The 23774-nt window shown below is 56.6% G+C and carries 26 protein-coding genes; 17 read left to right on the plus strand and 9 right to left on the minus strand.

All coding sequences use genetic code 11. The features are described 5' to 3' along the window. Positions 1-441: 441 nt before the first annotated feature. Complete coding sequence (gene garD / locus CW267_RS17545) at positions 442-2013, plus strand: galactarate dehydratase (protein WP_012967183.1); 1572 nt, start codon at positions 442-444, stop codon at positions 2011-2013. Positions 2014-2067: 54 nt separating this feature from the next. Here the strand turns inward: garD and CW267_RS17550 are convergent, their stop codons facing one another. Both CW267_RS17550 and CW267_RS17555 read right to left on the minus strand, forming a co-directional pair. Continuing rightward, positions 2068-3018 (minus strand): sugar kinase, encoded by a 951-nt coding sequence (locus CW267_RS17550; protein WP_012967182.1) that lies wholly within the window; start codon positions 3016-3018, stop codon positions 2068-2070. Next, on the minus strand, positions 3018-3821 hold the full coding sequence (locus CW267_RS17555; protein ID WP_008806602.1) for a DeoR/GlpR family DNA-binding transcription regulator: 804 nt from the start codon (positions 3819-3821) through the stop codon (positions 3018-3020). Before CW267_RS17555 ends, CW267_RS17550 begins: the two co-directional genes overlap by 1 nt. A 349-nt stretch (positions 3822-4170) precedes the next feature. Between CW267_RS17555 and CW267_RS17565 the strand changes: the two genes are divergently transcribed. The 10 genes from CW267_RS17565 to CW267_RS17610 all read left to right on the plus strand — a co-directional run bounded on the left by CW267_RS17565 (position 4171) and on the right by CW267_RS17610 (position 13819). Then, on the plus strand, positions 4171-5025 hold the full coding sequence (locus tag CW267_RS17565; RefSeq protein WP_022066326.1) for a tagatose bisphosphate family class II aldolase: 855 nt from the start codon (positions 4171-4173) through the stop codon (positions 5023-5025). A gap of 24 nt (positions 5026-5049) precedes the next feature. Further along, positions 5050-5964, plus strand: a complete 915-nt coding sequence (gene pfkB / locus CW267_RS17570; RefSeq protein WP_008806604.1) for a 1-phosphofructokinase — start codon at positions 5050-5052, stop codon at positions 5962-5964. A gap of 10 nt (positions 5965-5974) precedes the next feature. Next, positions 5975-7387, plus strand: a complete 1413-nt coding sequence (locus tag CW267_RS17575; protein WP_008806605.1) for a PTS fructose transporter subunit IIC — start codon at positions 5975-5977, stop codon at positions 7385-7387. A gap of 10 nt (positions 7388-7397) precedes the next feature. After that, entirely contained in the window at positions 7398-8213 is an 816-nt protein-coding gene (locus tag CW267_RS17580; protein WP_008806606.1) for an HPr family phosphocarrier protein, read from the plus strand. A 176-nt stretch (positions 8214-8389) separates the two neighbouring features. Then, the gene (gene gatZ, locus CW267_RS17585; protein ID WP_022066327.1) at positions 8390-9661 is read left to right on the plus strand and encodes a tagatose-bisphosphate aldolase subunit GatZ; all 1272 of its coding nucleotides are present in this window, start codon (positions 8390-8392) and stop codon (positions 9659-9661) included. A 14-nt stretch (positions 9662-9675) separates the two neighbouring features. Next, positions 9676-10143, plus strand: coding sequence for a PTS galactitol transporter subunit IIA (gene gatA, locus CW267_RS17590; protein ID WP_008806608.1), 468 nt, complete (start codon positions 9676-9678; stop codon positions 10141-10143). A gap of 26 nt (positions 10144-10169) precedes the next feature. Next, the gene (gatB, locus tag CW267_RS17595; RefSeq protein ID WP_002918119.1) at positions 10170-10454 is read left to right on the plus strand and encodes a PTS galactitol transporter subunit IIB; all 285 of its coding nucleotides are present in this window, start codon (positions 10170-10172) and stop codon (positions 10452-10454) included. 5 nt (positions 10455-10459) lie between these two features. Further along, complete coding sequence (locus CW267_RS17600; protein ID WP_008806609.1) at positions 10460-11842, plus strand: galactitol-specific PTS transporter subunit IIC; 1383 nt, start codon at positions 10460-10462, stop codon at positions 11840-11842. A gap of 49 nt (positions 11843-11891) precedes the next feature. After that, positions 11892-12935: a galactitol-1-phosphate 5-dehydrogenase gene (gene gatD / locus CW267_RS17605; RefSeq protein ID WP_100781255.1), complete on the plus strand. Its 1044-nt coding sequence runs from the start codon at positions 11892-11894 to the stop codon at positions 12933-12935. Positions 12936-13045: 110 nt separating this feature from the next. After that, the gene (locus CW267_RS17610; protein WP_008806611.1) at positions 13046-13819 is read left to right on the plus strand and encodes a DeoR/GlpR family DNA-binding transcription regulator; all 774 of its coding nucleotides are present in this window, start codon (positions 13046-13048) and stop codon (positions 13817-13819) included. Positions 13820-13853: 34 nt separating this feature from the next. Here CW267_RS17610 and CW267_RS17615 read toward each other — a convergent pair whose 3' ends face one another. Together CW267_RS17615 and rsmI are read right to left on the minus strand one after the other, a co-directional pair. Continuing rightward, positions 13854-14744: a Fic family protein gene (locus CW267_RS17615; protein ID WP_165453583.1), complete on the minus strand. Its 891-nt coding sequence runs from the start codon at positions 14742-14744 to the stop codon at positions 13854-13856. A gap of 114 nt (positions 14745-14858) precedes the next feature. Next, positions 14859-15722 carry a 16S rRNA (cytidine(1402)-2'-O)-methyltransferase gene (gene rsmI / locus CW267_RS17620; RefSeq protein WP_004144878.1) on the minus strand — a complete coding sequence of 288 codons (864 nt, stop codon included), beginning with the start codon at positions 15720-15722 and terminating at the stop codon, positions 14859-14861. A gap of 63 nt (positions 15723-15785) precedes the next feature. Between rsmI and CW267_RS17625 the strand changes: the two genes are divergently transcribed. From CW267_RS17625 to dolP, 4 genes are read left to right on the plus strand one after another with little or no spacing between them, the layout of a single operon-like run. Then, complete coding sequence (locus CW267_RS17625) at positions 15786-17894, plus strand: penicillin-binding protein activator (protein WP_048964577.1); 2109 nt, start codon at positions 15786-15788, stop codon at positions 17892-17894. Then, positions 17852-18238 (plus strand): YraN family protein, encoded by a 387-nt coding sequence (locus CW267_RS17630; RefSeq protein ID WP_008806614.1) that lies wholly within the window; start codon positions 17852-17854, stop codon positions 18236-18238. Before CW267_RS17625 ends, CW267_RS17630 begins: the two co-directional genes overlap by 43 nt. A gap of 25 nt (positions 18239-18263) precedes the next feature. Continuing rightward, a complete protein-coding gene (gene diaA, locus CW267_RS17635; RefSeq protein ID WP_002918211.1) occupies positions 18264-18854 on the plus strand; it encodes a DnaA initiator-associating protein DiaA in 591 nt (196 codons plus the stop codon). Positions 18855-18863: 9 nt separating this feature from the next. After that, complete coding sequence (gene dolP, locus CW267_RS17640) at positions 18864-19439, plus strand: division/outer membrane stress-associated lipid-binding lipoprotein (protein WP_008806615.1); 576 nt, start codon at positions 18864-18866, stop codon at positions 19437-19439. A 120-nt stretch (positions 19440-19559) separates the two neighbouring features. On the opposite strand, the gene CW267_RS17645 is transcribed toward dolP, so the two are convergent. Continuing rightward, entirely contained in the window at positions 19560-20600 is a 1041-nt protein-coding gene (locus CW267_RS17645) for a permease (RefSeq protein WP_008806616.1), read from the minus strand. A 75-nt stretch (positions 20601-20675) separates the two neighbouring features. After that, a complete protein-coding gene (locus CW267_RS17650; protein WP_012967175.1) occupies positions 20676-21323 on the minus strand; it encodes an NAD(P)H-binding protein in 648 nt (215 codons plus the stop codon). A gap of 128 nt (positions 21324-21451) precedes the next feature. Between CW267_RS17650 and CW267_RS17655 the strand changes: the two genes are divergently transcribed. After that, positions 21452-21988 carry a type 1 glutamine amidotransferase domain-containing protein gene (locus CW267_RS17655; RefSeq protein WP_008806618.1) on the plus strand — a complete coding sequence of 179 codons (537 nt, stop codon included), beginning with the start codon at positions 21452-21454 and terminating at the stop codon, positions 21986-21988. On the opposite strand, the gene CW267_RS17660 is transcribed toward CW267_RS17655, so the two are convergent. Next, complete coding sequence (locus CW267_RS17660; protein ID WP_008806619.1) at positions 21950-22393, minus strand: YhbP family protein; 444 nt, start codon at positions 22391-22393, stop codon at positions 21950-21952. The genes CW267_RS17655 and CW267_RS17660 overlap by 39 nt on opposite strands. A 49-nt stretch (positions 22394-22442) precedes the next feature. Here CW267_RS17660 and CW267_RS17665 point away from each other — a divergent pair, with 49 nt between their 5' ends. After that, entirely contained in the window at positions 22443-22733 is a 291-nt protein-coding gene (locus CW267_RS17665) for a GIY-YIG nuclease family protein (protein ID WP_032731566.1), read from the plus strand. Here CW267_RS17665 and CW267_RS17670 read toward each other — a convergent pair. Together CW267_RS17670 and ubiT are read right to left on the minus strand one after the other, a co-directional pair. Further along, positions 22720-23223: a GNAT family N-acetyltransferase gene (locus CW267_RS17670; protein WP_008806621.1), complete on the minus strand. Its 504-nt coding sequence runs from the start codon at positions 23221-23223 to the stop codon at positions 22720-22722. The genes CW267_RS17665 and CW267_RS17670 overlap by 14 nt on opposite strands. Beyond that, complete coding sequence (gene ubiT / locus CW267_RS17675) at positions 23217-23741, minus strand: ubiquinone anaerobic biosynthesis accessory factor UbiT (protein WP_008806622.1); 525 nt, start codon at positions 23739-23741, stop codon at positions 23217-23219. The genes CW267_RS17670 and ubiT overlap by 7 nt, the downstream gene beginning before the upstream one ends. Between the last annotated feature and the right edge of the window lie 33 nt (positions 23742-23774).

Genomic DNA, 23774 nt, shown 5'->3' on the forward strand with positions numbered 1-23774 from the left:
TAAAATAGCGAGTTGGTATTCCTTGTATCTCATCCCATCCAGGATCATGAAGATATTCATCAAACACAGAACACCTTTTATTATTTTTTTAATCGGGTTCTTTATTTGTTAAATAGACGATATCAACGCTCTCTTATTGCCTATCGGCTACCTCAAAAACATGACACAGTATAATCAGCCTGCCATCGCCAGACACCATGCATAATCACAATATAAATGTCTTATCTGACGCTTTAGTTAGGCAAATGCCACAAGTCATGGGCGCTAATCCACAGTTCTCATGATTGCCTGTCGGTGCGTGAGCGTCGTCGCAAAGAGGGGTGATACAGATCACATTTTAAAGCCATTACTCCTGACATTCTTTATTTCATTATTCTTTTCTACAGCACCAGAATGACCATTTCATTCTTTTTTTAGCACCTGTTTGGAGATGACTGGACAATGGCTGACATTGCAATTCGACAACAATCGCCAACCGCGTTTTATATTAAAGTTGACCCGACAGATAACGTGGCGATTATTGTCAACGATCGGGGATTGACCGCCGGAACACGTTTCCCGGACGGCCTGACGCTCGTCGAACACATCCCACAGGGTCATAAAGTAGCCCTGGTGGATATCCCTGCCCGCGGTGAAATCATCCGCTACGGAGAAGTGATTGGCTTCGCCGTGCGCGACATCCCACAGGGAAGCTGGATTGACGAATCGCTGGTGGAACTGCCCACCGCCCCGCCGTTGAACACCCTGCCGCTGGCGACCAAAGTGCCTGAACCCCTACCGCCTCTGGAAGGCTATACCTTTGAAGGGTACCGCAATGCCGATGGCAGCGTGGGCACCAAGAACCTGCTGGGCATCACCACCAGCGTGCACTGTGTTGCGGGCGTGGTTGATTATGTGGTGAAAATCATTGAACGCGACCTGCTGCCGAAATACCCCAACGTCGACGGCGTGGTAGGCCTGAACCACCTCTACGGTTGCGGCGTGGCGATTAATGCACCGGCGGCGGTAGTGCCAATTCGCACTATCCACAATATCGCCCTCAACCCGAATTTCGGCGGCGAGGTGATGGTCATTGGCCTCGGCTGTGAAAAGCTGCAGCCGGAACGCCTGCTGCAGGGCACGGAAGACGTCAAAAGTATCCCGGTGGACAGCGCCAGCATCGTCAGCCTGCAGGATGAAAAGCATGTTGGTTTTAAATCGATGGTCGATGACATTCTGCAGGTCGCCGAGCGCCACCTGGTGAAACTGAACCAGCGCCAGCGGGAAACCTGTCCGGCTTCAGAGCTGGTGGTCGGCATGCAGTGCGGCGGCAGCGACGCCTTCTCCGGTGTGACCGCCAACCCGGCGGTGGGTTATGCATCCGACCTGCTGGTGCGCTGCGGCGCGACGGTGATGTTCTCGGAAGTGACCGAAGTCCGCGACGCCATCCATCTGTTAACCCCGCGGGCGATTAACGAAGAGGTCGGCAAACGCCTGCTGGAAGAGATGGCCTGGTACGATAACTATCTCGACATGGGCAAAACCGACCGCAGCGCCAACCCCTCCCCCGGCAACAAAAAAGGCGGCCTGGCTAACGTGGTGGAAAAAGCGCTGGGTTCTATTGCTAAATCAGGTAAAAGCGCCATCGTCGAGGTGCTCTCTCCAGGCCAGCGCCCGACCAAACGCGGCCTGATTTATGCCGCTACCCCCGCCAGCGATTTTGTCTGCGGCACCCAGCAGGTCGCCTCTGGCATTACCGTGCAGGTGTTCACCACCGGTCGCGGCACGCCGTATGGCCTGATGGCGGTACCCGTAATAAAAATGGCGACCCGTACCGAGCTGGCCAACCGCTGGTATGACTTAATGGACATTAACGCCGGGACCATCGCCACTGGCGAAGAGACGATTGAGGATGTCGGGCGGAAGCTGTTCGAATTTATTCTCGACGTCGCCAGCGGACGCAAGAAAACCTTCTCCGATCAATGGGGCCTGCACAACCAGCTGGCGGTGTTTAACCCGGCGCCGGTGACCTGATCGAGAGCGTGAGAATTTAACTACTTTTAGCCCGGATTTATCCGGGCTTGTTGGTTACGGATGCTGTGCGGCAAGGAAAGCGCGGATCTGCGCCTGCGTCGAGGTGCCTTCCATGGGGCCGCGTTGGCTAATCGCCAACGAGCCGCTGGCGTTTGCCCATCTCAGCGCCTCCTGCGGCGTGGCGCCATTGAGGAACAGGCTGACAAAGGTGGCGCCAAAGCAATCCCCGGCACCAGTCGGATCCACCACCGGCACGTTGAAGCCGGCGACATGGTGTGTCTCGTTGGCGCTAAAGTAGCTGGCGCCACGCGGCCCACGTTTAATCACCACATGCTTCACGCCGCGTTTCAATAGCTTATCAACCAGGATCTGCTCATTGCGCTCCGGATTGAGGCCAAAATAATCCAGCTCACCGTCGCTCGGCAGGAAAATATCGGTGTAATCGAGAATGTATTCAAACGCCTGCGACATCTCGGGAATGTTCAGCATCTCTTTGCGAATGTTTGGGTCGAACGACACCGTACCGTTGCGGCCTTTAATGTTTTCAATCGCTTTACGCATCGCATCGATAATACGGAACGAGAACAGCGACGATCCCATAATATGAAAATGCTGACACTGATTTAGCAGCGCCTCATCAATGTGGTCGGCAGTCAGCAAACCGCAGGCGCTGTTAGGCATATTAAAAATAAAATCGCGCTGCGCCTGGCTACGATAGCTGACGAAGGCGCTACCGGTGGTCGCTTTCTGCAGCATGGCGATACCGTTGACGTTAACGCCATCTTTCTCCAGACGCGCAATATTCATCTCGCCAAATGCGTCGTTGCCCACGCAGCTAAACAACACAGAGCCAAAACCCAGCTTTGCCACCTGATCGGCAAAGATTGCCGGCGCCCCGCTGGGATAGGGCCCCCAAAATTCACCGGGGCGGGAAAAACCCTGATTCTCTTCCTTGGCGAGAAACTCCACCAGCAGTTCGCCGATGGTGCAAATGGTTACGTTCATCACCGCTCCTGGTTTGTCTTATGCAAAGCCGTGTTGAGCCATGTCAGGCATTCATTGTTGGTATAGCTGTTGGTCAAACCCGCAGCGAGGAAGCAGGCATGGTACTCTGCCGCGACGACCTGCGGGGTCACCACGCTGCTGATCTGTTGCAATTCACCGACAGCATAACGTTTCTCACCGTAGACCGGTCTGGACGCAACAATCGCGATAACTCTTTCGCTCTGCGCCACAGCCTCATTCAGTAGATGTGCTGTGGCCTCGTTACGCACGCTCAGCGTACCGTCTTCGGCAATATGATCCACCGCAATCAGCGCATGTGATGGCCGGTAATGACCTAACGCTTTCAGCGCCAGATCGCCCTCCACAATCCGCCCCTGCCCGGACAGCACCCCACCAAGCAGAACGGTTTCCCCATTTAAAAACTCCTGCGCCAGCGCGACATGGCCCAGATCGTTTAACAGCAGGCAAAGTTCTTCTCTGTTGGCCAGAAAGGGGATCACTTTACGCAAAATGGAACCTTGGCCTAAAAATAGCGTTTCGCCATCTTCTATCTGCGCCGCCACCTGGCGAGCCATTTCCGTCTCCAGCGCTTTATCCCTGACGGCTGGTGCTTCCCGCATCACCGCAACCGGCGCGCCAGCCTGGGCGGTATAAATCGCCCCGCCGAAGGAGCGTTTCAAGTAGCCCTGCTGCTCGAGGTAGTTGAGATCGTTACGGATTGTCACTCCGGAAACAGCCAGCATTTCGGCCAGATCGTCGACTTTGATCTCGCCGTTCTTACGAACGATCTCTGCGATGTCCAAGCGCCTTTTCAGCAGGCTGGTTGACGGTTTTGCCACGGTTTATGCCTTATTATTTTCTCCTGGAATAACTTTCATTTTTAAATTTCCCTATCGTAATGTCAAACCGCGGCTGAACCCCCATCTTGCCCTAAACAAATTAATGCATATTAATCAAATAGTTATAATGACACCCCTTCCCTGCTAAAACTTTAAAAAAGAAACATTAAAAATACTATTAACTTTCATTTTAAAAATCAATTCATCATTGTGTGCGGTGGATCACACCTAAAAGTCGAGACGATCGTTACATTACTTTCAAATTGAAGGTTATTTAATGTGAATAACTTACAAATTGAAAAAGAGGGCTAAAATGTACATCATTTCCAGTAAAAACATGCTGTTAAAAGCTCAACGACAGGGTTATGCCGTGCCGGCTTTCAATATCCATAACCTCGAAACCATGCAGGTCGTCGTTGAAACGGCGGCTGAATTACGCTCCCCCTTGATCCTTGCCGGCACGCCCGGTACCTACAGCTATGCCGGCACCGGCAACGTGGTGGCGATCGCCCGCGATCTGGCGAAAAAGTGGGATCTCCCGCTCGCCCTGCACCTCGATCATCACGAGGATCTGGCTGATATCACGCGCAAAGTCCAGGCAGGGATCCGCTCGGTCATGATCGATGGCTCTCACTCACCGTTCGAGGAAAATGTGGCACTGGTAAAAAGCGTGGTGGAGTTGAGCCACCGCTATGATGCCAGCGTAGAAGCCGAGCTGGGCCGTCTGGGCGGAGTCGAAGACGATCTGGTGGTCGATGCTAAAGATGCGCTCTATACCAACCCAGAACAGGCCCGTGAATTTGTCGCTCGTACCGGTATTGATTCGCTGGCCGTCGCCATCGGTACCGCTCACGGCCTTTACACCGCCGAACCGAAGCTTGATTTTGAGCGCCTGGCGGCTATTCGCGACTGCGTTGATGTTCCACTGGTTCTGCACGGCGCTTCCGGCCTGCCGGATAGTGATATTCGCCACGCCATTTCTCTGGGCGTATGCAAAGTCAACGTCGCCACCGAACTTAAAATCGCCTTCTCGGATGCACTGAAAGCCTACTTCCTGGAAAATCCGGGCGCCAACGATCCTCGTCACTATATGAAACCGGCGAAAGCGGCAATGAAAGAGGTCGTTCGCAAAGTCATTCACGTCTGTGGCTGCGAAGGACAACTGTAATCAGCGGATCGAAGGAGCCTTGTCGTGATCCACACCCTGACACTGAACACCGCGATTGATATGAATATCTTTTGCGATCCGCTCCAGCCGGCGGCAGTCAACCGCACCCGGCAGACGGAATATTGCCCGAATGGTAAAGGGGTTAACGTCTCGCTGGTATTACATCATTACCAGCAGCCAACCCATGTTATGGGCATATTCGGCGGTTTTACCGGCCGCTATATCGTTGAGGAACTACGCAAACAACATATTAACGTCACGCCGGCATGGGTCGCTGAACCCACCCGTATTAATATCTTTATTAACGACGGCAGAGATGAATATAAACTGGTAAATCCCGGCGCGCGGATTAACGATGAAGGGAAAGAACAAATTCTTCATCATTTACAGTGCGTCACGCCTGGTGATTATTTAGTTATCAGCGGCAGTCTGCCACCGGGAATAGAAAGCCGGTTCTATAGCGAGATTCTGGTGCTGTGTCAGCAAAAAGGGTGTGAAGTCATCTTAGATATCAGCCACCCGGTGCTGCGCCAGCTTTTGGAGTGGCATCCGCTATTGATTAAACCCAATGACGACGAGCTGAACGAGATCTTTGGTCTGGATGTCAGCAGCCCCCAGCGGGTACGCGAAGCAATGCAAACGCTCCACCAGCTTGGGGCTCGCAATGTTCTGCTGACCCTTGGCGCACAAGGGCTCTATTTTTCGAACGGCGAGCAACTGTGGTTCTGCTCGGCACCGAAAATCGAACTGGTCAGCTCGGCCTGCGCCGGCGATGCCGCGCTGGGCGCGTTCCTCAGCCGATGGCTTAACGCAGGCGATATTCCTCAGGCGCTGGCGCTGGCCAGCGCCACCGGCGCCGATGTTGCCGCCTCCGCCGGGCTTGGCAAATTAAACCGTACGCAAGAATTATTACAACAACTTCAGATCGTCCAATTATAAAGGTCCGATTATGAAAAAAATTATTGCCGTTACCGGCTGCCCTACAGGTATTGCTCATACATTTATGGCTGAAGAGGCCTTAAAAACCGCAGCGAAAAAATTAAACGTTGAAATAAAAGTCGAAACCAATGGCGCTTCCGGCGTAGAAAATGCCATTACGCCGGAAGACCTGACGGATATTTATGGTGTGATTATCGCTGCCGATAAAGATGTTAATGCCGAACGTTTTAATGGCTTACCGGTTATTGAGGTGCCGGTTAAAGAAGCCATTCACCATCCGGCGGAATTAATTAATAAAGTTGTTAACGGTCAGGCGCAGCGTCGCCAGGGACACTCCGCGACGACGGATCTCGCCGAGAAATATGAGCGAGAATCGTTCGGCCGACAGATTTACAAACATCTGATGAGCGGTGTTTCCAACATGCTGCCGTTCGTTGTCGCCGGCGGGATCTTAATCGCCGTTTCTTTCCTGTGGGGCATCTACTCCGCCGATCCGAATTCACCGCAGTATAACGTGGTTGCCGCCACCCTGATGAAAGTCGGTCAGCAGGCGTTCTCGATCATGGTGCCGGTGTTTACCGCCTACATTGCCTGGTCGATATCTGGCCGCCCGGGCATGGTCGCCGGTTTTGTCGGCGGCCTGCTGGCGAACGCCACCGGCGCCGGGTTCCTCGGTGGGATCATCGCCGGATTTGCCGCCGGGTATTTTATGCTGCTGATCCGTCATCTGCTCGACGGTCTGCCGCGCCAGTACGAAGGGCTGAAGTCGATCTTCATTATGCCGCTGATCGGCGTCCTGGTGATTGGCGTGATGATGGTCCTGCTCGGCCAGCCAGTGGCAGCGATCAACAATGGCATGATGAACTGGCTCAGCTCTCTGCAGGAAGCCAACCCCATCCTGCTGGGGATCGTGGTCGGCGCAATGTGCTCCTTCGACTTCGGCGGGCCGGTCAACAAAGCGGCCTATGTCACCGGTACGCTGCTGCTGGGGCAAGGTAACTATTTCTTTATGGCCGGTGTGTCTGCCGCCTGCATCACGCCGCCGCTGGTCATCGCTCTGGCGACCACGTTCTTTCCGAAAGGCTTTAGCGAGGAGGAACGCGCCGCCGGGATGGTCAACTATATCCTCGGCTGCACACACATTACCGAAGGTGCGATTCCCTTTGCCGCCAAGGATCCGCTGCGGGTGATCCCGATGATGATGATCGCCTCATCAATTTCTGCGGTACTCAGCTACAGCCTGCATATTCAGGTTCCGGCACCGCACGGCGGCTTCTTAATCCTGCCGCTGGTCAGTAAACCGTTGATGTGGGTGCTGTGCATTCTCGCCGGTTCCGCCTGCGGGGCACTTATGCTGGGATGCTGGCGGCTATGGCAGAAACGCACTGACAAAGCGACAGCCCTTGCTGGCGCCATGAAATAAGGAGCAAGCTATGCAACTGACTTCTGCCGATATTGGTTTCGATCGTCAGGTCAAAACGAAAGACGAGGCGCTACAACGTGTCGTTGCAGCCCTGACTGAGGCCGGACATACGCAAGCAGCCTATCTACAAGGCATGCGCGAGCGCGAGGGGCAAATCAGCACCTATCTGGGCAACGGCATCGCTATTCCCCACGGCACGCCGCACAGTCGCGACGCAGTGCTCAAAACGGGTGTTAAGGTGCTGGCTTGTCCGCAGGGGGTTGACTGGGGTGAGGAGCAAACCGCCTATCTGATTGTCGGTATCGCGGCTCAGGACAACGAGCATCTCGATATTTTGCGCCAACTCACCCATGCCCTGGGCGATGATCGGGTGCCTGACGCGCTTACGCGCGCCGATACCCCCCAGGCGGTGCTGGAAATTCTCGCTGGTGATATCCCTCTGCCAGCAGGCGAAGAACCACAACCCGCGCCGCACTTTGACGAAGAGGCCACCTTTACCCTGCGCAATCCGCACGGTCTTCATGCCCGCCCCAGTGCGGTGCTGGTGAAAGCCGTCAAGCAGTGGCGATCGCAAATCCAGGTCGAAAACCTTGATACGCGCTCCGCCATTGTTGATGCCAAAAATCTGATGCGCGTCGTATCACTGGGCGCCAAACAGGGTCATCGTCTGCACTTTATGGCCAGCGGCAACGATGCGCAGCAGGCGTTAAAAGCCATTGGCGACGCTTTTAACGCCGGTCTCGGCGAAATCGCCGCCCAGCCGCAGCAGGCCACTCAGGAAGCCGTCAAAACGAAACGTAGCTGGCTTTCCCGACTATTTAGTTAATTTTCAACAAATTAAAAACGCCCTGTCTTTCTGGCCAGGGCGTTTTTGTCTTGAAAGACGATACCTTTCACTGCGTTACACGACTATTTATCGATGCAGATCACAATTCAAAACAAAGCCATTTGCGACCAAAACAAAACATAACGAATATATTCGAAAGAAAACGGAGGTTGTAAATGAAAGACATTATCTCTCGCCATAAGTCCGGCGAACACATCGGCATCTGTTCAGTTTGTTCAGCGCATCCGCTGGTTATCGAAGCGGCGTTACGTTTCGATCTGTCGACTAACAACAAGGTGCTGATCGAAGCGACATCCAACCAGGTGAATCAGTTTGGCGGCTACACCGGCATGCAGCCGGCCGATTTCCGTGACTTCGTCTACAACATCGCCCGTACCGTCGGTTTCCCGGCTGAACGTATTATTCTTGGCGGCGATCATCTGGGCCCGAACTGTTGGCAAGACGAACCGGCCGCCGTAGCGATGGAAAAATCTGTCGACCTCATCAAGGCCTACGTCGCGGCCGGCTTTAGCAAAATCCATCTCGATGCGTCAATGTCCTGTGCTGACGATCCGGTGCCTTTGGATCCTGGTGTGGTTGCTGAGCGCGCCGCTCGCCTGTGTCAGGCTGCCGAAGAGACCGCCAGCGCTGAGCAAAAGCGCCACCTAACCTACGTCATCGGGACCGAAGTTCCGGTGCCCGGCGGCGAGGCCTGCACCATCGGCAGCGTACATGTCACCCGGGCGCAGGATGCCGCGGCGACACTCGAAACCCATGAGGCTGCTTTCCGTAAGCTGGGACTCGAGGCTGCGCTGGAGCGAGTTATCGCTATCGTCGTGCAGCCTGGGGTGGAGTTCGACCATACGCAAATCATTCATTACCAGCCGCAGGAAGCGAAAGCGCTTTCCGCCTGGATCGAAAGTACCCCGATGGTCTACGAAGCGCACTCCACCGACTACCAAACCCGCCAGGCTTATCGCGCGCTGGTTCGCGACCACTTCGCCATCCTGAAAGTCGGCCCGGCGCTCACCTTTGCCCTGCGTGAAGCCATCTTTGCCCTCGCCCAAATGGAAAATGAGCTGATCGCCCCGGAGTCTCGCAGTCGCGTGATGGAGGTGATCGACGAAGTGATGCTTAACGAACCCGGCTACTGGAAAAAATACTATCGCCCCACCTGGAGCCAGGCGATGGTCGATATCCACTTCAGCCTTTCCGACCGTATCCGTTATTACTGGCCGCATCCGCGTATTCGCCAGAGCGTTGAGAAACTTATCGCTAATCTGACCGACGCTAAGCTGCCGCTGGGGCTTATCAGCCAGTATATGCCGGTGCAGTTTGAACGACTGTCGCTGAATGCACTGAACGCCGAGCCGCACGCGCTGATCCTCGACAAAATCCAGGATGTTCTGCGTGCCTACCGCTACGGCTGTTCTTCTGAAATCGCCTGAAGTTAAGAGGATATATGAGTCAACTGTTTGTTCGTACCGGCATTCATTTCAGTTCCAGCCAGCAGGCGCTGGAACACATTGGCGCAGAGATGCTGGCGCGAGGCGTCGTACACGACAGCTATCCCGCCGCCCTGCTCGAACGCGAAGCGACTTTTCCCACCGGCATCGCCCTGGAGCAGCATGCTGTCGCTATCCCGCACTGTGAAGCCGTCCACGCCAAATCGCCGGCCATTTACCTGATTCGTCCGGATGCGCCGGTTCCTTTTCAGCGCGCTGATGACGACGGCGAAATCGACGTTTCGCTCATCATCGCGCTGATTGTTGAAAACCCGGCGGCACAGCTGAAGCTACTGCGCCGGTTATTTAGTGAGCTACAAAATCCGCACACGCTGGAGGCACTGCTCGCCGCTTCCGACGATCAGCTGCCGGTGCGGTTCCAGCAATTTATCCTTGAGCCTGAGCTTAACGCCGTGGCTTCATAAGATACTGATAATAAAAGGGGTACCCTATGAAACGTAAAGTTATCGTCGCCTGCGGCGGTGCCGTCGCCACCTCCACGATGGCGGCTGAAGAGATTAAAGAGCTTTGTGCAGACCACAATATTGAACTGGATTTGGTGCAGTGCCGGGTCAATGAAATCGAAACCTACATGGACGGGGCGGACCTGATCTGCACCACCGCGCGCGTGGAGCGGACCTTTGGCGACATTCCGGTGGTACACGGCATGCCATTCGTTTCGGGCGTCGGCATTGAAGCCTTACAACAGAAAATCCTCGGCATCCTCGCGGAGTAAACGCCATGTTTAGCGAAATCATGCGTTATATCCTCGATCTCGGTCCGACGGTGATGCTGCCGATCGTGATCATTATTTTCTCCAAGTTACTGGGGATGAAGCTCGGGGATTGTTTCAAATCTGGTCTGCATATCGGGATCGGTTTCGTCGGTATCGGCCTGGTCATTGGCCTGATGCTCGACTCCATCGGCCCGGCGGCAAAGGCGATGGCGGAGCATTTCCAGATTAATCTTCACGTGATCGATATCGGTTGGCCGGGTTCATCACCGATGACCTGGGCGTCGCAAATCGCCCTGGTGGCGATCCCGGTGGCCATCGTGGTTAATATCGTGATGCTGGTTACCCGTATGACCCGCGTAGTGAATGTCGATATCTGGAACATCTGGCATATGACCTTTACCGGCGCGATGCTGCATATCGCTACCGGATCGTACTGGATAGGTATTCTCGGCGTGGTAGTGCATGCCGCCTTTGTGTATAAGCTGGGCGACTGGTTTGCCAAAGATACCCGCGATTTCTTTGGCCTCGAGGGTATTGCGATCCCGCACGGCAGTTCGGCGTATTTAGGGCCGGTTGCCGTGCTTGTCGATACCATCATCGACAAGATCCCCGGTCTTAACCGTATTCACTTTAGCGCCGATGATATCCAGAAACGCTTCGGTCCCTTCGGTGAACCGGTTACCGTTGGCTTCGTCATGGGCCTTGTGATTGGCGCGCTGGCGGGTTACGACCTGAAGAGCATTCTCCAGCTTGCGGTGAAAACCGCAGCGGTGATGCTGCTGATGCCACGGGTGATCAAACCGATTATGGATGGCCTCACACCGATAGCCAAACAGGCGCGTAAACGTCTGCAGGCCAAATTCGGCGGCCAGGAATTTCTGATTGGTCTCGACCCGGCGCTGCTGCTCGGTCATACCTCGGTGGTCTCCGCCAGCCTGATCTTCATCCCGCTGACCATTCTTATCGCCGTCGTGGTTCCTGGCAACCAGGTCCTGCCGTTTGGCGACCTGGCCACCATCGGCTTCTTCGTGGCGATGGCAGTCGCGGTACATCAAGGGAACCTGTTCCGCACATTGATTTCCGGGGTCATCATTATGGGTATCACCCTATGGATCGCCACCCAGACCATAGGCCTGCACACCCAGCTGGCGGCAAACGCCGGGGCCCTGAAAGCCGGCGGTATGGTGGCCTCAATGGACCAGGGCGGTTCACCGATTACCTGGCTGCTGATCCAGCTCTTTACCTGGCAGAACGTGGTGGGCTTCGCGGTCATCGGCATTATCTATCTGACTGGCGTTCTGCTGACCTGGCGTCGTGCCCGTCGCTTCATCGCGGTGGAAAAAGCAGAAAAAAGCGCTGCCCCACAACAAAGTACAGGCATGTCTTGATCTAAAAGGGGAGCGGTCGCTCCCCTGAATCTTATAGCTGGAGAATGTTATGAAATCAGTGGTAATCCATGCTGAGGGGAACGTCTGCGTTGAAGAACGCCCTATCCCTACGCTGCAAACGGAAAACGATGTCCTGGTCAAAGTGGTCAGTTCCGGATTATGCGGCTCCGACATCCCGCGCATTTTCGCCAAAGGCGCGCATTACTACCCTATTACGCTGGGGCACGAATTCAGCGGCTATGTGGAAACCTACGGCGCGGCGGTAACTGATCTGCAGCCCGGCGATGCCGTCGCCTGCGTGCCACTGCTGCCCTGCTTTCAGTGTCCGCAGTGCCAGCGCGAGTATTTCTCTTTATGTAAACAATATCAGTTTGTCGGCTCACGCAGCGAAGGTGGCAACGCCGAATATGTGGTGGTGAAGCGCGCCAACCTGTTCCGCCTGCCGGATCAGATGCCGATTGATGACGGCGCGTTTATCGAGCCGATAACCGTTGGCCTCCACGCCTTCCACCTGGCGCAGGGTTGCGAAGGTAAAAACGTGATTATTATCGGTGCGGGCACCATTGGCCTGCTGGCATTACAGTGCGCCCGCGAACTGGGCGCCAACAGCGTCACGGCGATCGATATCAATCCTCAGAAACTGGAGCTGGCCAAAGCCCTTGGCGCAACCCGAGTGTTCAACAGCCGCGAAATGAGCGGCCAGGCGATTCAGCAGGCGCTGGAAGCCATTCAGTTCGACCAGTTAGTCCTTGAGACCGCCGGCACGCCGCAGACCGTCACGCTGGCGATTGAGGCCGCCGGTCCGCGGGCGCAGTTGGCGCTGGTCGGCACGCTTCATCACGATTTAACCCTCCCGGCCGCCACCTTCGGGCAGATCCTGCGTAAAGAGTTGAATATTGTCGGTAGCTGGATGAATTACTCTGGTCCGTGGCCAGGAGAAGAGTGGCAAACGGCCACCCGCCTGCTGACAGAAAAACGCCTGCAGCTGGCACCGCTAATAGCCCACCGCGGTGACGCGGAGAGCTTTGCGCGTGAAGTTCAGGCGCTAAACGGCGCACCGATGCAGGGTAAAATCCTGCTCAAACTCTCCTGACTGCATGAGCCAGCCCTGAGGGCTGGCTCATGTAACCTTTCGAAAATTATCGTTCAACTTTCGTTATCCTTCGATTACACTGAGATGAGTTAATTATCAGGCAAATCAAGATGAACTCATTTGAACGAAGGAACAAAATTGTCGATATGGTGAATACGCAGGGCAGCGTATTGGTTCTAGACCTTTCGAATCTCTTTGGCATCTCTGAGGTAACGATCCGTGCCGATCTTCGCTTACTGGAAGAAAAAGGGCTGTTAACCCGCTTTCACGGCGGCGCCGCCCGCGCGGGCAGCGACCTGACCGACGCAGAGAATCAGGAAGTGGTGCTGGAAGACCGCTATCAGCTTGCCAGCGATCCCAAAAAGCGCATCGCCCAGGCCGCGGTAGCCATGATCCGTGAAGGTATGACGGTGATCCTCGATAGCGGCAGCACCACCCTGCTGATTGCCGAGGCACTGGTGCGGATGACCAATATCACCGTCATCACCAACAGCCTGCCCGCCGCGTTTACCCTGGCGGAAAATAAAGATATCACCCTGGTGGTTTGCGGCGGCACCGTGCGGCATAAAACGCACTCCATGCACGGGACGATTGCCGAACGTTCTCTGCAGGGAATCTGCGCCGATTTGATGTTTGTCGGCGCCGACGGTATCGACGCCACCAACGGTATCACCACCTTTAACGAAGGTTACTCCATCAGCAGCGTGATGGCCGCCGCCGCGCATCAGGTGATCGCCGTGCTCGACGCCAGCAAATTCAATCGCCGGGGCTTTAACCAGGTACTGCCGATGGAAAAGATAGACTGCGTAATCACCGATGACGGTATCAGTGAAAATGACCGCGCAGCGTTAAGCAGCAAGAAGGTGGAACTGAAGATAGTGTGATTGCACGCTGAGTGGAACACCATGGCGGCTGGTTCTACTTAACCAGCCAGCTTCCACCTTTTTTAGCGCCTATGCGAATCAATCTCCCTTTCGCCTGTAGCCCTTGCAGATGGCGCTCAACCGTACGTGCTGATATCCCCAAGATCTCCGCCAGCGCTCTCGCCGTCAATTCCGGGTTTCCGGTTAGCAAACGCAAAATTGCGTTTTCCGGTAGAACTACTTTAACGTCGATTTCTTCCGACATTTCTTCCGACATTTCTTCCGACACGACGAATGAAGTCTCCAGACCTTCTTTCAGCGCCGCCAGGATATTTTGCAACATCCAGGTCACGAATAGCGTGCAATCACTGGTTTTGTCACAAACACCTAAAATGTCGTAATAACGTTCTTGCTGATGGTGGATCAGCGTTTCAACGGGCAGCCAGGCCAATTCCTGACGCCACTGGCTTAGAATCAACGTCTGCCATAAACGCCCCATCCGACCATTGCCATCAGCGAAAGGGTGAATGAACTCAAACTCATAGTGGAAAACTGAACTGGCAATCAAAGGATGAAGCTCGGTGTGTTCCAGCCAGCTGAGTAAATCAGCGATCAATCTTGGGACTTGAGCAGCAGGTGGAGCCATATGTACCACCTGCGTACCGCGATAAATGCCGACGTTTCCGCCACGTAAAGCGCCAGGACGATCAACCAGCCCTGTCATCAGCGTTTTATGCGCCGTCAGAAGATCCCTAATATTTGCCGCATGCCATCCGGGCATTAATTCATAAGCACGAATGGCATTTCTCACTTCCTGAATATCCTTAGCCGGCGCGAGAACCCGTTTGCCTTCCAGCAGCGCCGTTACCTGTTCCATGCTCAGGCTATTATGTTCAATCGCGAGTGACGCCTGAATAGTACGAATGCGGTTTTCTTTACGCAGCAACGGCGATGTTTGTCCACGTTTCGCCGACCAATGCCCAAGCAATTCCCCAATCTCAACGACAAGGTTGAGGACCGTGGGTGTGATGCTAAACGGCGGTTGGTAACGGCTCATCGCTTACTCCCCCTGCTGCTCCAGGGCGTACTTATACAACGCATTTTTCTTCACGCCGTGGATCTCCGCGGCCAGCGCGGCGGCTTTCTTCAGCGGCAGCTCCGCTTGCAGCAGCGCCAGGGTACGCAGCGCGGCTGCCGGCAGCGCCTCTTCCTGGGCCTTAAAGCCTTCGACAATCAACACCATCTCGCCTTTGCGGCGGTTTTCGTCTTCCTTCACCCACGCCACCAGCTCGCCAATCGGCGCGCCGTGGATAGACTCCCAGGTTTTGGTCAGCTCGCGGGCCAGCACCACGTAGCGGGATTCTCCCAGTACCGCGCAGATATCTTCCAGACTCTCCACCAGACGGTGCGTTGACTCATAGAAGATGAGAGTGCGCGGTTCTTCTTCCAGCGCCTTCAGGGTATCGCGGCGGCCTTTCGATTTCGCCGGCAGGAAGCCTTCATAGCAGAAACGGTCGGAAGGCAGACCGGCGGCGCTCAGGGCGGCGATGGCCGCACAGGGACCCGGCAGCGGCACCACGCGAATATTCGCTTCGCGGCAGGTGCGCACCAGATGATAGCCAGGGTCGTTAATCAGCGGCGTGCCGGCATCGGAGACCAGCGCGATGTTTTGCCCTTCTTTCAGTTTAGCGAGAAGTGTTTCCGCCTTTTGCTGCTCGTTATGGTCGTGAAGCGCAAATAAGCGGGCGTTAATCGCAAAATGTTGCAGCAGCAAACCGGTGTGGCGGGTATCTTCCGCAGCAATTAAATCAACAGCTTGCAACACTTCCAGTGCGCGCTGCGTGATATCAGACAGATTCCCTATCGGAGTGGGCACAATATAGAGCTGCCCCTGAGAATTATCCGCTGATTCGTGTTGTTTCATTGTCTCGTCCGTATTGCCGATTTAATATTGAGCATTGAGCCAAAAAAATATCACTGGACACTTATGGTACCGTCAACATTTCTTCGTTCTAAGCCCGCGCGCTGTCTGCCCGTATTGCTGGCGACGCTTCTTTTTGCTGGCTGCGGCACCCACACGCAGGATCAAAGCACGGCGTTTATGCAGGGTACATCGCAGGCCAACTCCAGTTTCTACCTACAGCAGATGCAGCAAAGCACGAATGATAGCAAGACCAACTGGCAATTACTCGCCATTCGTGCACTGCTGCAGGAAGGGAAGAAGCAGCAGGCCATCGACCTGTACAACCAGCTGCCGTCGAACCTGAACAGCACCCAGGCCCGTGAACAGTCGCTGCTGGCGGTGGAAGTGAAGCTGGCGCAAAACGACTATCAGGGCGCTCGTACTCTGCTGGCAAAGCTCGACCCGACAAGCCTGGATCAACCCCAGCAGGCGCGCTACTGGCAGGCGCAAATCGATGCCAGCCAGGGCAAACCATCGCTGACCCTGCTGCGCGCCTTAATCGCCCAGCAGCCGCTGCTGAGCGATGCGAAACAGCGACAGAAAAATATTGATGCGACGTGGCAAGCGCTCACCTCGATGCCCCAGGACCAGGCCAATGCGCTGGTGATCAACGCCGATGAAAATACCCTCCAGGGCTGGCTGGATCTGCAGCGGATGTGGTTTGACAACCGCAACGATCCGACGCTGCTGAAAGCAGGCGTTAAAGACTGGCAGACGCGCTATCCGCAAAATCCGGGCGCCAAAATGCTGCCGACGGCGCTGGTGAACATGCAAAACTATAAGCCCGCGTCCACCAACAAGATTGCGCTTTTTCTGCCGCTGAACGGTCAGGCGTCGATCTTCGGCCGCACTATCCAGCAGGGCTTTGAAGCCGCCAAAAATGGTGCGCCGTCGGTGACGGGTAGCGCCGTTCCCGCGCAGGTTGCCCAGGCGGCGAATGTCTCCGGTAATGATGATGTAGTGAGTCCGTCGCAGGCAGAAGTCAGCGATCTAACCGCCACCGGAAGCCGCGCTGAACCGGTGCAAGCCCCGGCACAAGACCAGGCAGCGCCTGCCGCGGAACCTACAGCCCAGGCGCCGGCAGCGTCCGCCACGCCGCAGACCACCGCTTCCCCGGTCACTCAGCCGGTCACCGCCCCGACCGCACAGCCTCAGCCCGCAGTCGCCAGCGCCGCCAACCCCTCTGCGGAACTGAAAATTTACGACACCACCAGCCAGCCCATCAGTCAGTTGCTTGCCCAGGCTCAGCAGGATGGCGCCACTTTAGTCGTCGGGCCGCTGCTGAAAGAGAACGTAGATGATGTGATTAAGAGCAACACGCCGCTCAATGTACTGGCCCTCAACCAGCCGGAGAAAGTCGAAAGCCGCGCTAACCTCTGCTATTTCGCGCTTTCCCCGGAAGACGAAGCGCGTGACGCGGCCCGACATATCCACCAACAGGGCAAACAGACGCCACTGCTGCTGGTTCCGCGCGGTGCGCTGGGCGATCGCGTGGTTAGCGCGTTTGCCGACGAATGGCTGAAGCTGGGCGGCGCCAGCGTCCTGCAGCAGCGTTTTGGATCCACGGCCGAGCTGCGCGCCAGCGTCAACGGCGGAGGGGGCATTGCGCTGACCGGCACCCCGGTCTCCACCCTGCCTTCGGCCCAGAACAGTTCCCTCGGCAGTGCGGATGAGATGCCGGTGAGCAGCGGCGGCAGCGTGGACGCCGCCTATATCCTCGCCACCCCGGAACAGATTGCCTATATCAAACCCATGATCGCCATGCGCAACGGCAGTCAAAACAATGTCACCCTGTACGCCAGCTCGCGCAGCGCCCAGGGCACCGCAGGGCCGGATTTCCGTCTGGAGATGGAAGGGCTGCAGTATAGTGAGATCCCGATGCTGGCCGGCAGCAACCCGGCGCTGATGCAGCAGGCGCTGTCCGCTGTACGTAATGACTACTCGCTGGCGCGCCTGTATGCCATGGGGGCTGACGCCTGGTCACTGGCGAACCACTTCACGCAAATGCGCCAAACGCCGGGCTTCGAGCTGAACGGCAATACCGGCGATCTGACGGCCACCCAGGACTGCGTGATTAACAGGAAACTGTCATGGCTCAAGTACCAGCAGGGAAAAATCGTTCCGGCCAGCTAAGCAAACAGACTGGCGATGCCTGGGAAAACCAGGCTCGCCGCTGGCTGGAAGGCCAGGGCCTGCGTTTTATCGCCGCCAATGCCCGCGAGCGTGGCGGCGAAATTGACCTCATCATGCGCGACGGCGCCGTCACCGTTTTTGTCGAGGTGCGCTACCGCCGTAGCGCCCGGTACGGTGACGCGGCGGCCAGCGTCACCCCGCAAAAACAACAACGACTGCTTAAAGCCGCCCGTTTGTGGCTCTGCCGACAGAATGGGAGCTTTGAGACTGTGGATTGCCGTTTCGATGTGGTAGCCTTCACCGGAAACGACATCCAATGGCTAAAAAACGCCTTTGGCGAATAGCGTAATACCAGAAGTAAGGGATCCCGTGCTCGACAGAATCAAAGCCTGCTTTACCGAAAGCATTCAAACCCAAATTGCCGCAGCGGAAGCACTCCCGGACGCCATCTCCCGGGCGGCGATGACGCTCGTGCAGTCCCTGCTCAACGGCAACAAAATCCTCTGTTGTGGTAATGGCACCTCCGCCGCCAACGCACAGCATTTTGCTGCCAGCATGATTAATCGTTTTGAAACGGAACGCCCTGGTTTACCCGCCATTGCACTTAATACCGATAATGTGGTCTTAACCGCCATCGCCAACGATCGCCTGCATGACGAGATCTACGCCAAGCAGGTGCGCGCTCTGGGACACGCCGGCGATGTGCTGCTGGCGATCTCTACGCGCGGTAACAGCCGGGATATCGTCAAAGCGGTGGAAGCCGCCGTGACTCGCGACATGACTATCGTCGCGTTAACCGGCTATGACGGCGGTGAGCTGGCTGGCCTCTTAGGTCAGCAGGATGTCGAAATCCGCATCCCCTCGCATCGCAGCGCGCGTATTCAGGAGATGCATATGCTAACCGTCAACTGTCTGTGCGATTTGATAGATAACACCCTTTTTCCACACCAGGACGATTAAGGAGAACACATGAAGGCTCTCTCGCCCCTCGCCATCCTGCTTTCTGCACTATTGCTGCAGGGCTGCGTTGCCGCCGCGGTAGTCGGAACGGCAGCTGTCGGCACTAAAGCCGCAACGGACCCGCGTACGGTGGGAACCCAGGTCGATGACAGCACCCTGGAACTGCGCGTCAATAGCGCCTTGTCGAAAGATGAACAGATTAAGAAACAGGCCCGCATCAACGTCACGGCTTATCAGGGCAAAGTCCTGCTGACCGGCCAGTCGCCGACGCCGGACCTCTCCGCCCGCGCCAAGCAAATCGCCATGGGCGTGGAAGGGACCACGGAAGTGTTTAATGAAGTGCGCCAGGGCCAGCCGATTGGTTTAGGGACCGCCTCGTCTGATACCTGGATTACCACCAAGGTGCGTTCGCAGCTGCTGAGCACCGATCAGGTCAAATCCTCGAACGTGAAGGTGACCACGGAAAACAGCGAAGTCTTCCTGATGGGGCTGGTGACCGAGCGCGAAGGCCGGGCTGCCGCGGATATTGCCAGCCGGGTGAGCGGCGTGTCCCGGGTGACTACCGCCTTTACCTACATCAAATAAACCTGCAGTCTCCCGGCCGGCGCTGCGCTTAGCCGGGCTACCGTCCCCTGTCCGTTGTGTGCCGGGTAAGGCGTAGCCGCCGCCCGGCAGCCAATCCGCTATCCATACGTTTACGGCAAACTACACCAGCGCCAGCGCACCGACAATCGCCCCGCACAGCGCCACCAGTCCGCCCGTCAGCCACAGCGCTTTGGCCGGGAAGGCTTTGCGCAGCATAATCAGCGACGGCACGCTCACCGCCGGCAGAGTGATGAGCAGCGCCAGCGCGGGCGCTGTCCCCATGCCAGCCAGCATCATCGTCTGCACAATCGGAATTTCCGCCGCGGTAGGGATCACAAACAGGCAGCCGGCGATCGCCATCGCGATGACCCAGAACAACGTGTTATCCACCGCGCCATCGGCGTGCGGGAACAGCCAGACCCGCGCCGCTCCCAGCACCAGTACCGCGAGGATATAAACCGGGATCGTGTTCCAGAACAGGGTCCACAGCGCCCGCAGCCAGCGGCTAAAGAAGCTGTCTCTGGCCGCTTCAGACGGTGCAGCAGGCACCGCTACCGGCTGCGTCGCCGCCTCTTTCACCCATTTCTGCACCAGGGTCGCAACAATCAGCACCGTCGCCAGGCCAGCGACCAGGCGAACCAGCGCAAACTGCCAGCCCAGGACAAAGCCCATAAACACCAGCGTCGCCGGGTTGAGCAGCGGGTTACCCATCCAGAACGCCAGCGCCCCGCCCATCGACACCTGCTGTTTACGCATGCCGGCCGCGACCGGCGCGGCGCAGCAGGTGCACATCATGCCAGGCAGTGAAAAAATCGCCCCCAGCAGCGTGCCCTGAAAACGCGATTGTCCCAGGGTGCGCAGCAGCCAATCGCGCGGGATGAGCACCTGAATCAGCGACCCGAGCAGCACGCCGAGCACTGCCGCTTTCCAGACGGCGAGGAAGTAAACCATCGCATAGTCCCACGCGGCTTTCAGCGGATTGGCGTCGGCCTGGGCGAGAATGGATTTACCGATACTGTGGGTTTCCGCGGCGGTGAAGGCTTTCCCGTAATAGGGCTGCCATTTGACGAACCACAGGCCGACAATCACGACGAGAAAGAAAAGCGCGGGTTTCCACCATTGAAACGGTGACGCCGCCTGAGATGAAGACTGACCAGTCATAGCATTCCCCAGCAAGAAATGTGGATATGAATTGAAGCCGTGAATAGTACGCCGGATATTTGCGTTTGCAAAACGCTATTCAGCCTGCTGCGCGGCGCGCTCCCGCAGCTGGGATGACGTCAGAATTTGCACGCCTTCCTGGGAGGGCGACAGCGCCTCCGCCAGCAGGGCAATCGCCACGTCACGGGCCGGAATCGCTTTCCAGTTTCCTGGCAGCAGCCGGAACAGCGGTTCGAGGAAAGTCTCATTGGCCCGTTTTTTTTCCCGCTCGCCTGACAGCATCGACGGCCGGGCGATGGTCAGCCGCGGCCAGGCCTGTTCAATCAACGCCGCCTCCATTTCCCCCTTCACCCGATTGTAGAAAAACGGCGAGTGGGCATTGGCGCCCATCGCGCTGACCACCAGCATATGCTGCGCGCCAAGCCGTTTTCCGGCCAGTGCCGTATCGATAACCAGCGTGTAATCAGCATGGACAAAGGCCTCTTTGCTTCCCGCTTCCCGACGCGTTGTTCCCAGACAGCAGAAGACGATATCGACCGGGTCGACCACCTGCGCCAGGGCATCGGTCAGCTGGGGATCGTGAGGATTAAAGACACCTTCCGCTGGCGCCAGCGGGCGACGCGTCGGGGCGGCGATGGAGCTGATGCTCGGCTCATTCTGCAGCAGCCGGAGTAAGTGACCGCCAACTAACCCGGTCGCACCGGTTAATAATACCTGACTCATTGATTCTCCTTTACAGAATTCTCCGCCTTGCACTTTCGGGCTCATGTTCCAGGCTTAATACCTTACAAGGTAAGTATCCACCATCATCATGGAATTACCTCATTGACCATCCAGATAGCGGAGGAAGCATGAGTAAAAAGATAGCCGTGCTCATTACCGACGACTTTGAAGATTCTGAATTTACCTCTCCCGCCGACGCGTTCAAGCTCGCCGGGCATCAGGTCGTCACGATCGAAAAGCAGGCTGGCAAGACGGTGAAGGGTAAACAGGGAGAAGCGGAGGTGGCCATCGACAGAGCCATTGATGACGTCACACCGGGCGAATTTGATGCCTTGCTGCTGCCCGGGGGCTATTCCCCTGATCAGCTGCGCGGGGATGAACGCTTCGTCACCTTTACCCGCGATTTCGTCAATGGCGGGAAGCCGGTGTTTGCCATCTGCCACGGCCCGCAGCTGCTGATCAGCGCCGATGTGATCCGCGGGCGTAAGCTCACGGCGGTGAAGCCTATCGTGGTGGATGTGAAAAACGCCGGGGGCGAGTTTTACGACCAGGAGGTGGTGGTCGATAACGAACAGCTGGTCACCAGCAGAACGCCGGACGATCTGCCGGCCTTCAATCGCGAAGCGCTACGCCTGCTCGGCGCCGGCATCACGCCGCCAGTGTAACTTTTTCCCGAAGCCCAGCGTGTTATCGGTAAACTTGATTTCGTCCGGACGAATCTCCCATACCGGCGCCGACAGCATGCGGGCCACCGGAAAGCGCTTGACGTAGCGCTGGCGCATCCGCGCCTCTTCGTCACCGCTCAGACGACGGATCTCGCCTTTGAACTGCACGCCGCGGATCAGGGCCACGGTTTTTGGCTGGCCATTAACCGTACCGGCCACTTTCGCCCGTTCGCCGGTCATCTGACCGTGGCGGGTGTGCTCATCGCTGAGCAGATAAAAGGCCACGGTATCCGGGTCATAGACGTAAAAGGCATTCGCACACCACAGCTCGTCGTCGCGGGAGACGCACCAGGTGACGACGTGCTGCTTACTCAGCCAGCGACCAATGGCAGCAAGGGTTTCCATCTTTCTTCTCCATTATGCTATGGTGCACACACCTTACCATAGTGACTTTGTGACCGTGTGCTGGTTTCTGTATCTCATTCGAACCGCGGACAATCGCCTTTATACCGGCATCACCACCGATGTGCCGCGCCGCTTTCGCCAGCATCAGGCGGGAAAAGGCGCGAAGGCGTTGCGCGGTAAAGGCGACCTGCTGCTGGCCTTTAGCCACGAGGTTGGTGAACACTCACTTGCGTTGCGACTGGAATACCGCGTTAAGCAGCTAACGAAGCGCGAAAAAGAGCGCCTCGTTGCCGGAGAGGATGCCTTCGATACCCTGCTGGCGAGGCTCAAAGACGATTAAAATGGTCGCTGTATTCTACCTGGCCGTGGACGCCTTCGAGAGCGTCATCCGCCAGACGGTGAACCTGGAACGCCTCCGCGCTGTCCGGCCAGCGGCAGCGGAGATCGAAGCGCGCGGCCGGCTCAAAGCCGAAGCGACGGTATAAATCCGGGTCGCCCAGCGTCACCACCGCGGCATAGCCGAACTCATTCAGCGAATCCAGCCCTTCATAGACCAGTTGCCGGCCAATGCCCTGTCCACGATAGTGTTCATCCACCGCCAACGGCGCCAGACCGACCCACTGCAGCTCTTCACCTTCCACTGCAACCGGGCTGAAGGCAACGTAGCCGATCACCTGGCCTTCATCATCCGTTGCCACCACCCCCAGCGTGATCAGTCCATCTTCACGCAGATCGTGCACCAGCTGCGCTTCGGCATCGCGGCCGAAGGTACGACGCAGCAGCGCGTCGATTCCCGGTGCATCAATCCCAATCTCCACTCGAATCAGCATGCCTCACCTACCGATGTCTGTTCAGGTTTCTGCGGGCTCTTCAGTCCAGCTTCGACAAAATCCGCCAGTTGCAGCAACATCACGCGCAGCGCTTTTGGCATCTGCTCGAGCTCAATGGCGTCCATCAAATTTTTTACGTACAGCCCCAGCTCCGTATCGCCTTCAATCACCAGACGACGCTGGAAGAATAGCGTATCCGGATCCTGCTTGCGCGCGGCAATCATTAACAGATCGCTGGCGTCGGCGCTGAAGCTGACGTCGGCGTCGGCCTGCTGGCTGACCACCAGGCGACCATCGACTACCGAGGTATACCACAGCAGACCGATGTCACGCACATGAATACTTAACCAGCGCCCCTCGAGAAACTCCAGTTCTCCCTCTGCCAGCGCCTGACGGAACTGCCAGCTTAGCACCTGCTCCAGCACCTGGCGCTTGAGGGCAAAAGGCGCCAGCTTAACCGGCACGCTCAGTAAAGACGGGCCAAAGTGGACCAGCCGGGAACGCAGTTTATCCAACACAAGCTTTACTCCATGAATGCAATTGTTCCGCTA

The sequence above is a fragment of the Klebsiella sp. X1-16S-Nf21 genome, from assembly GCF_002837615.1.
Classification (GTDB): Bacteria; Pseudomonadota; Gammaproteobacteria; order Enterobacterales; family Enterobacteriaceae; genus Klebsiella; species Klebsiella variicola.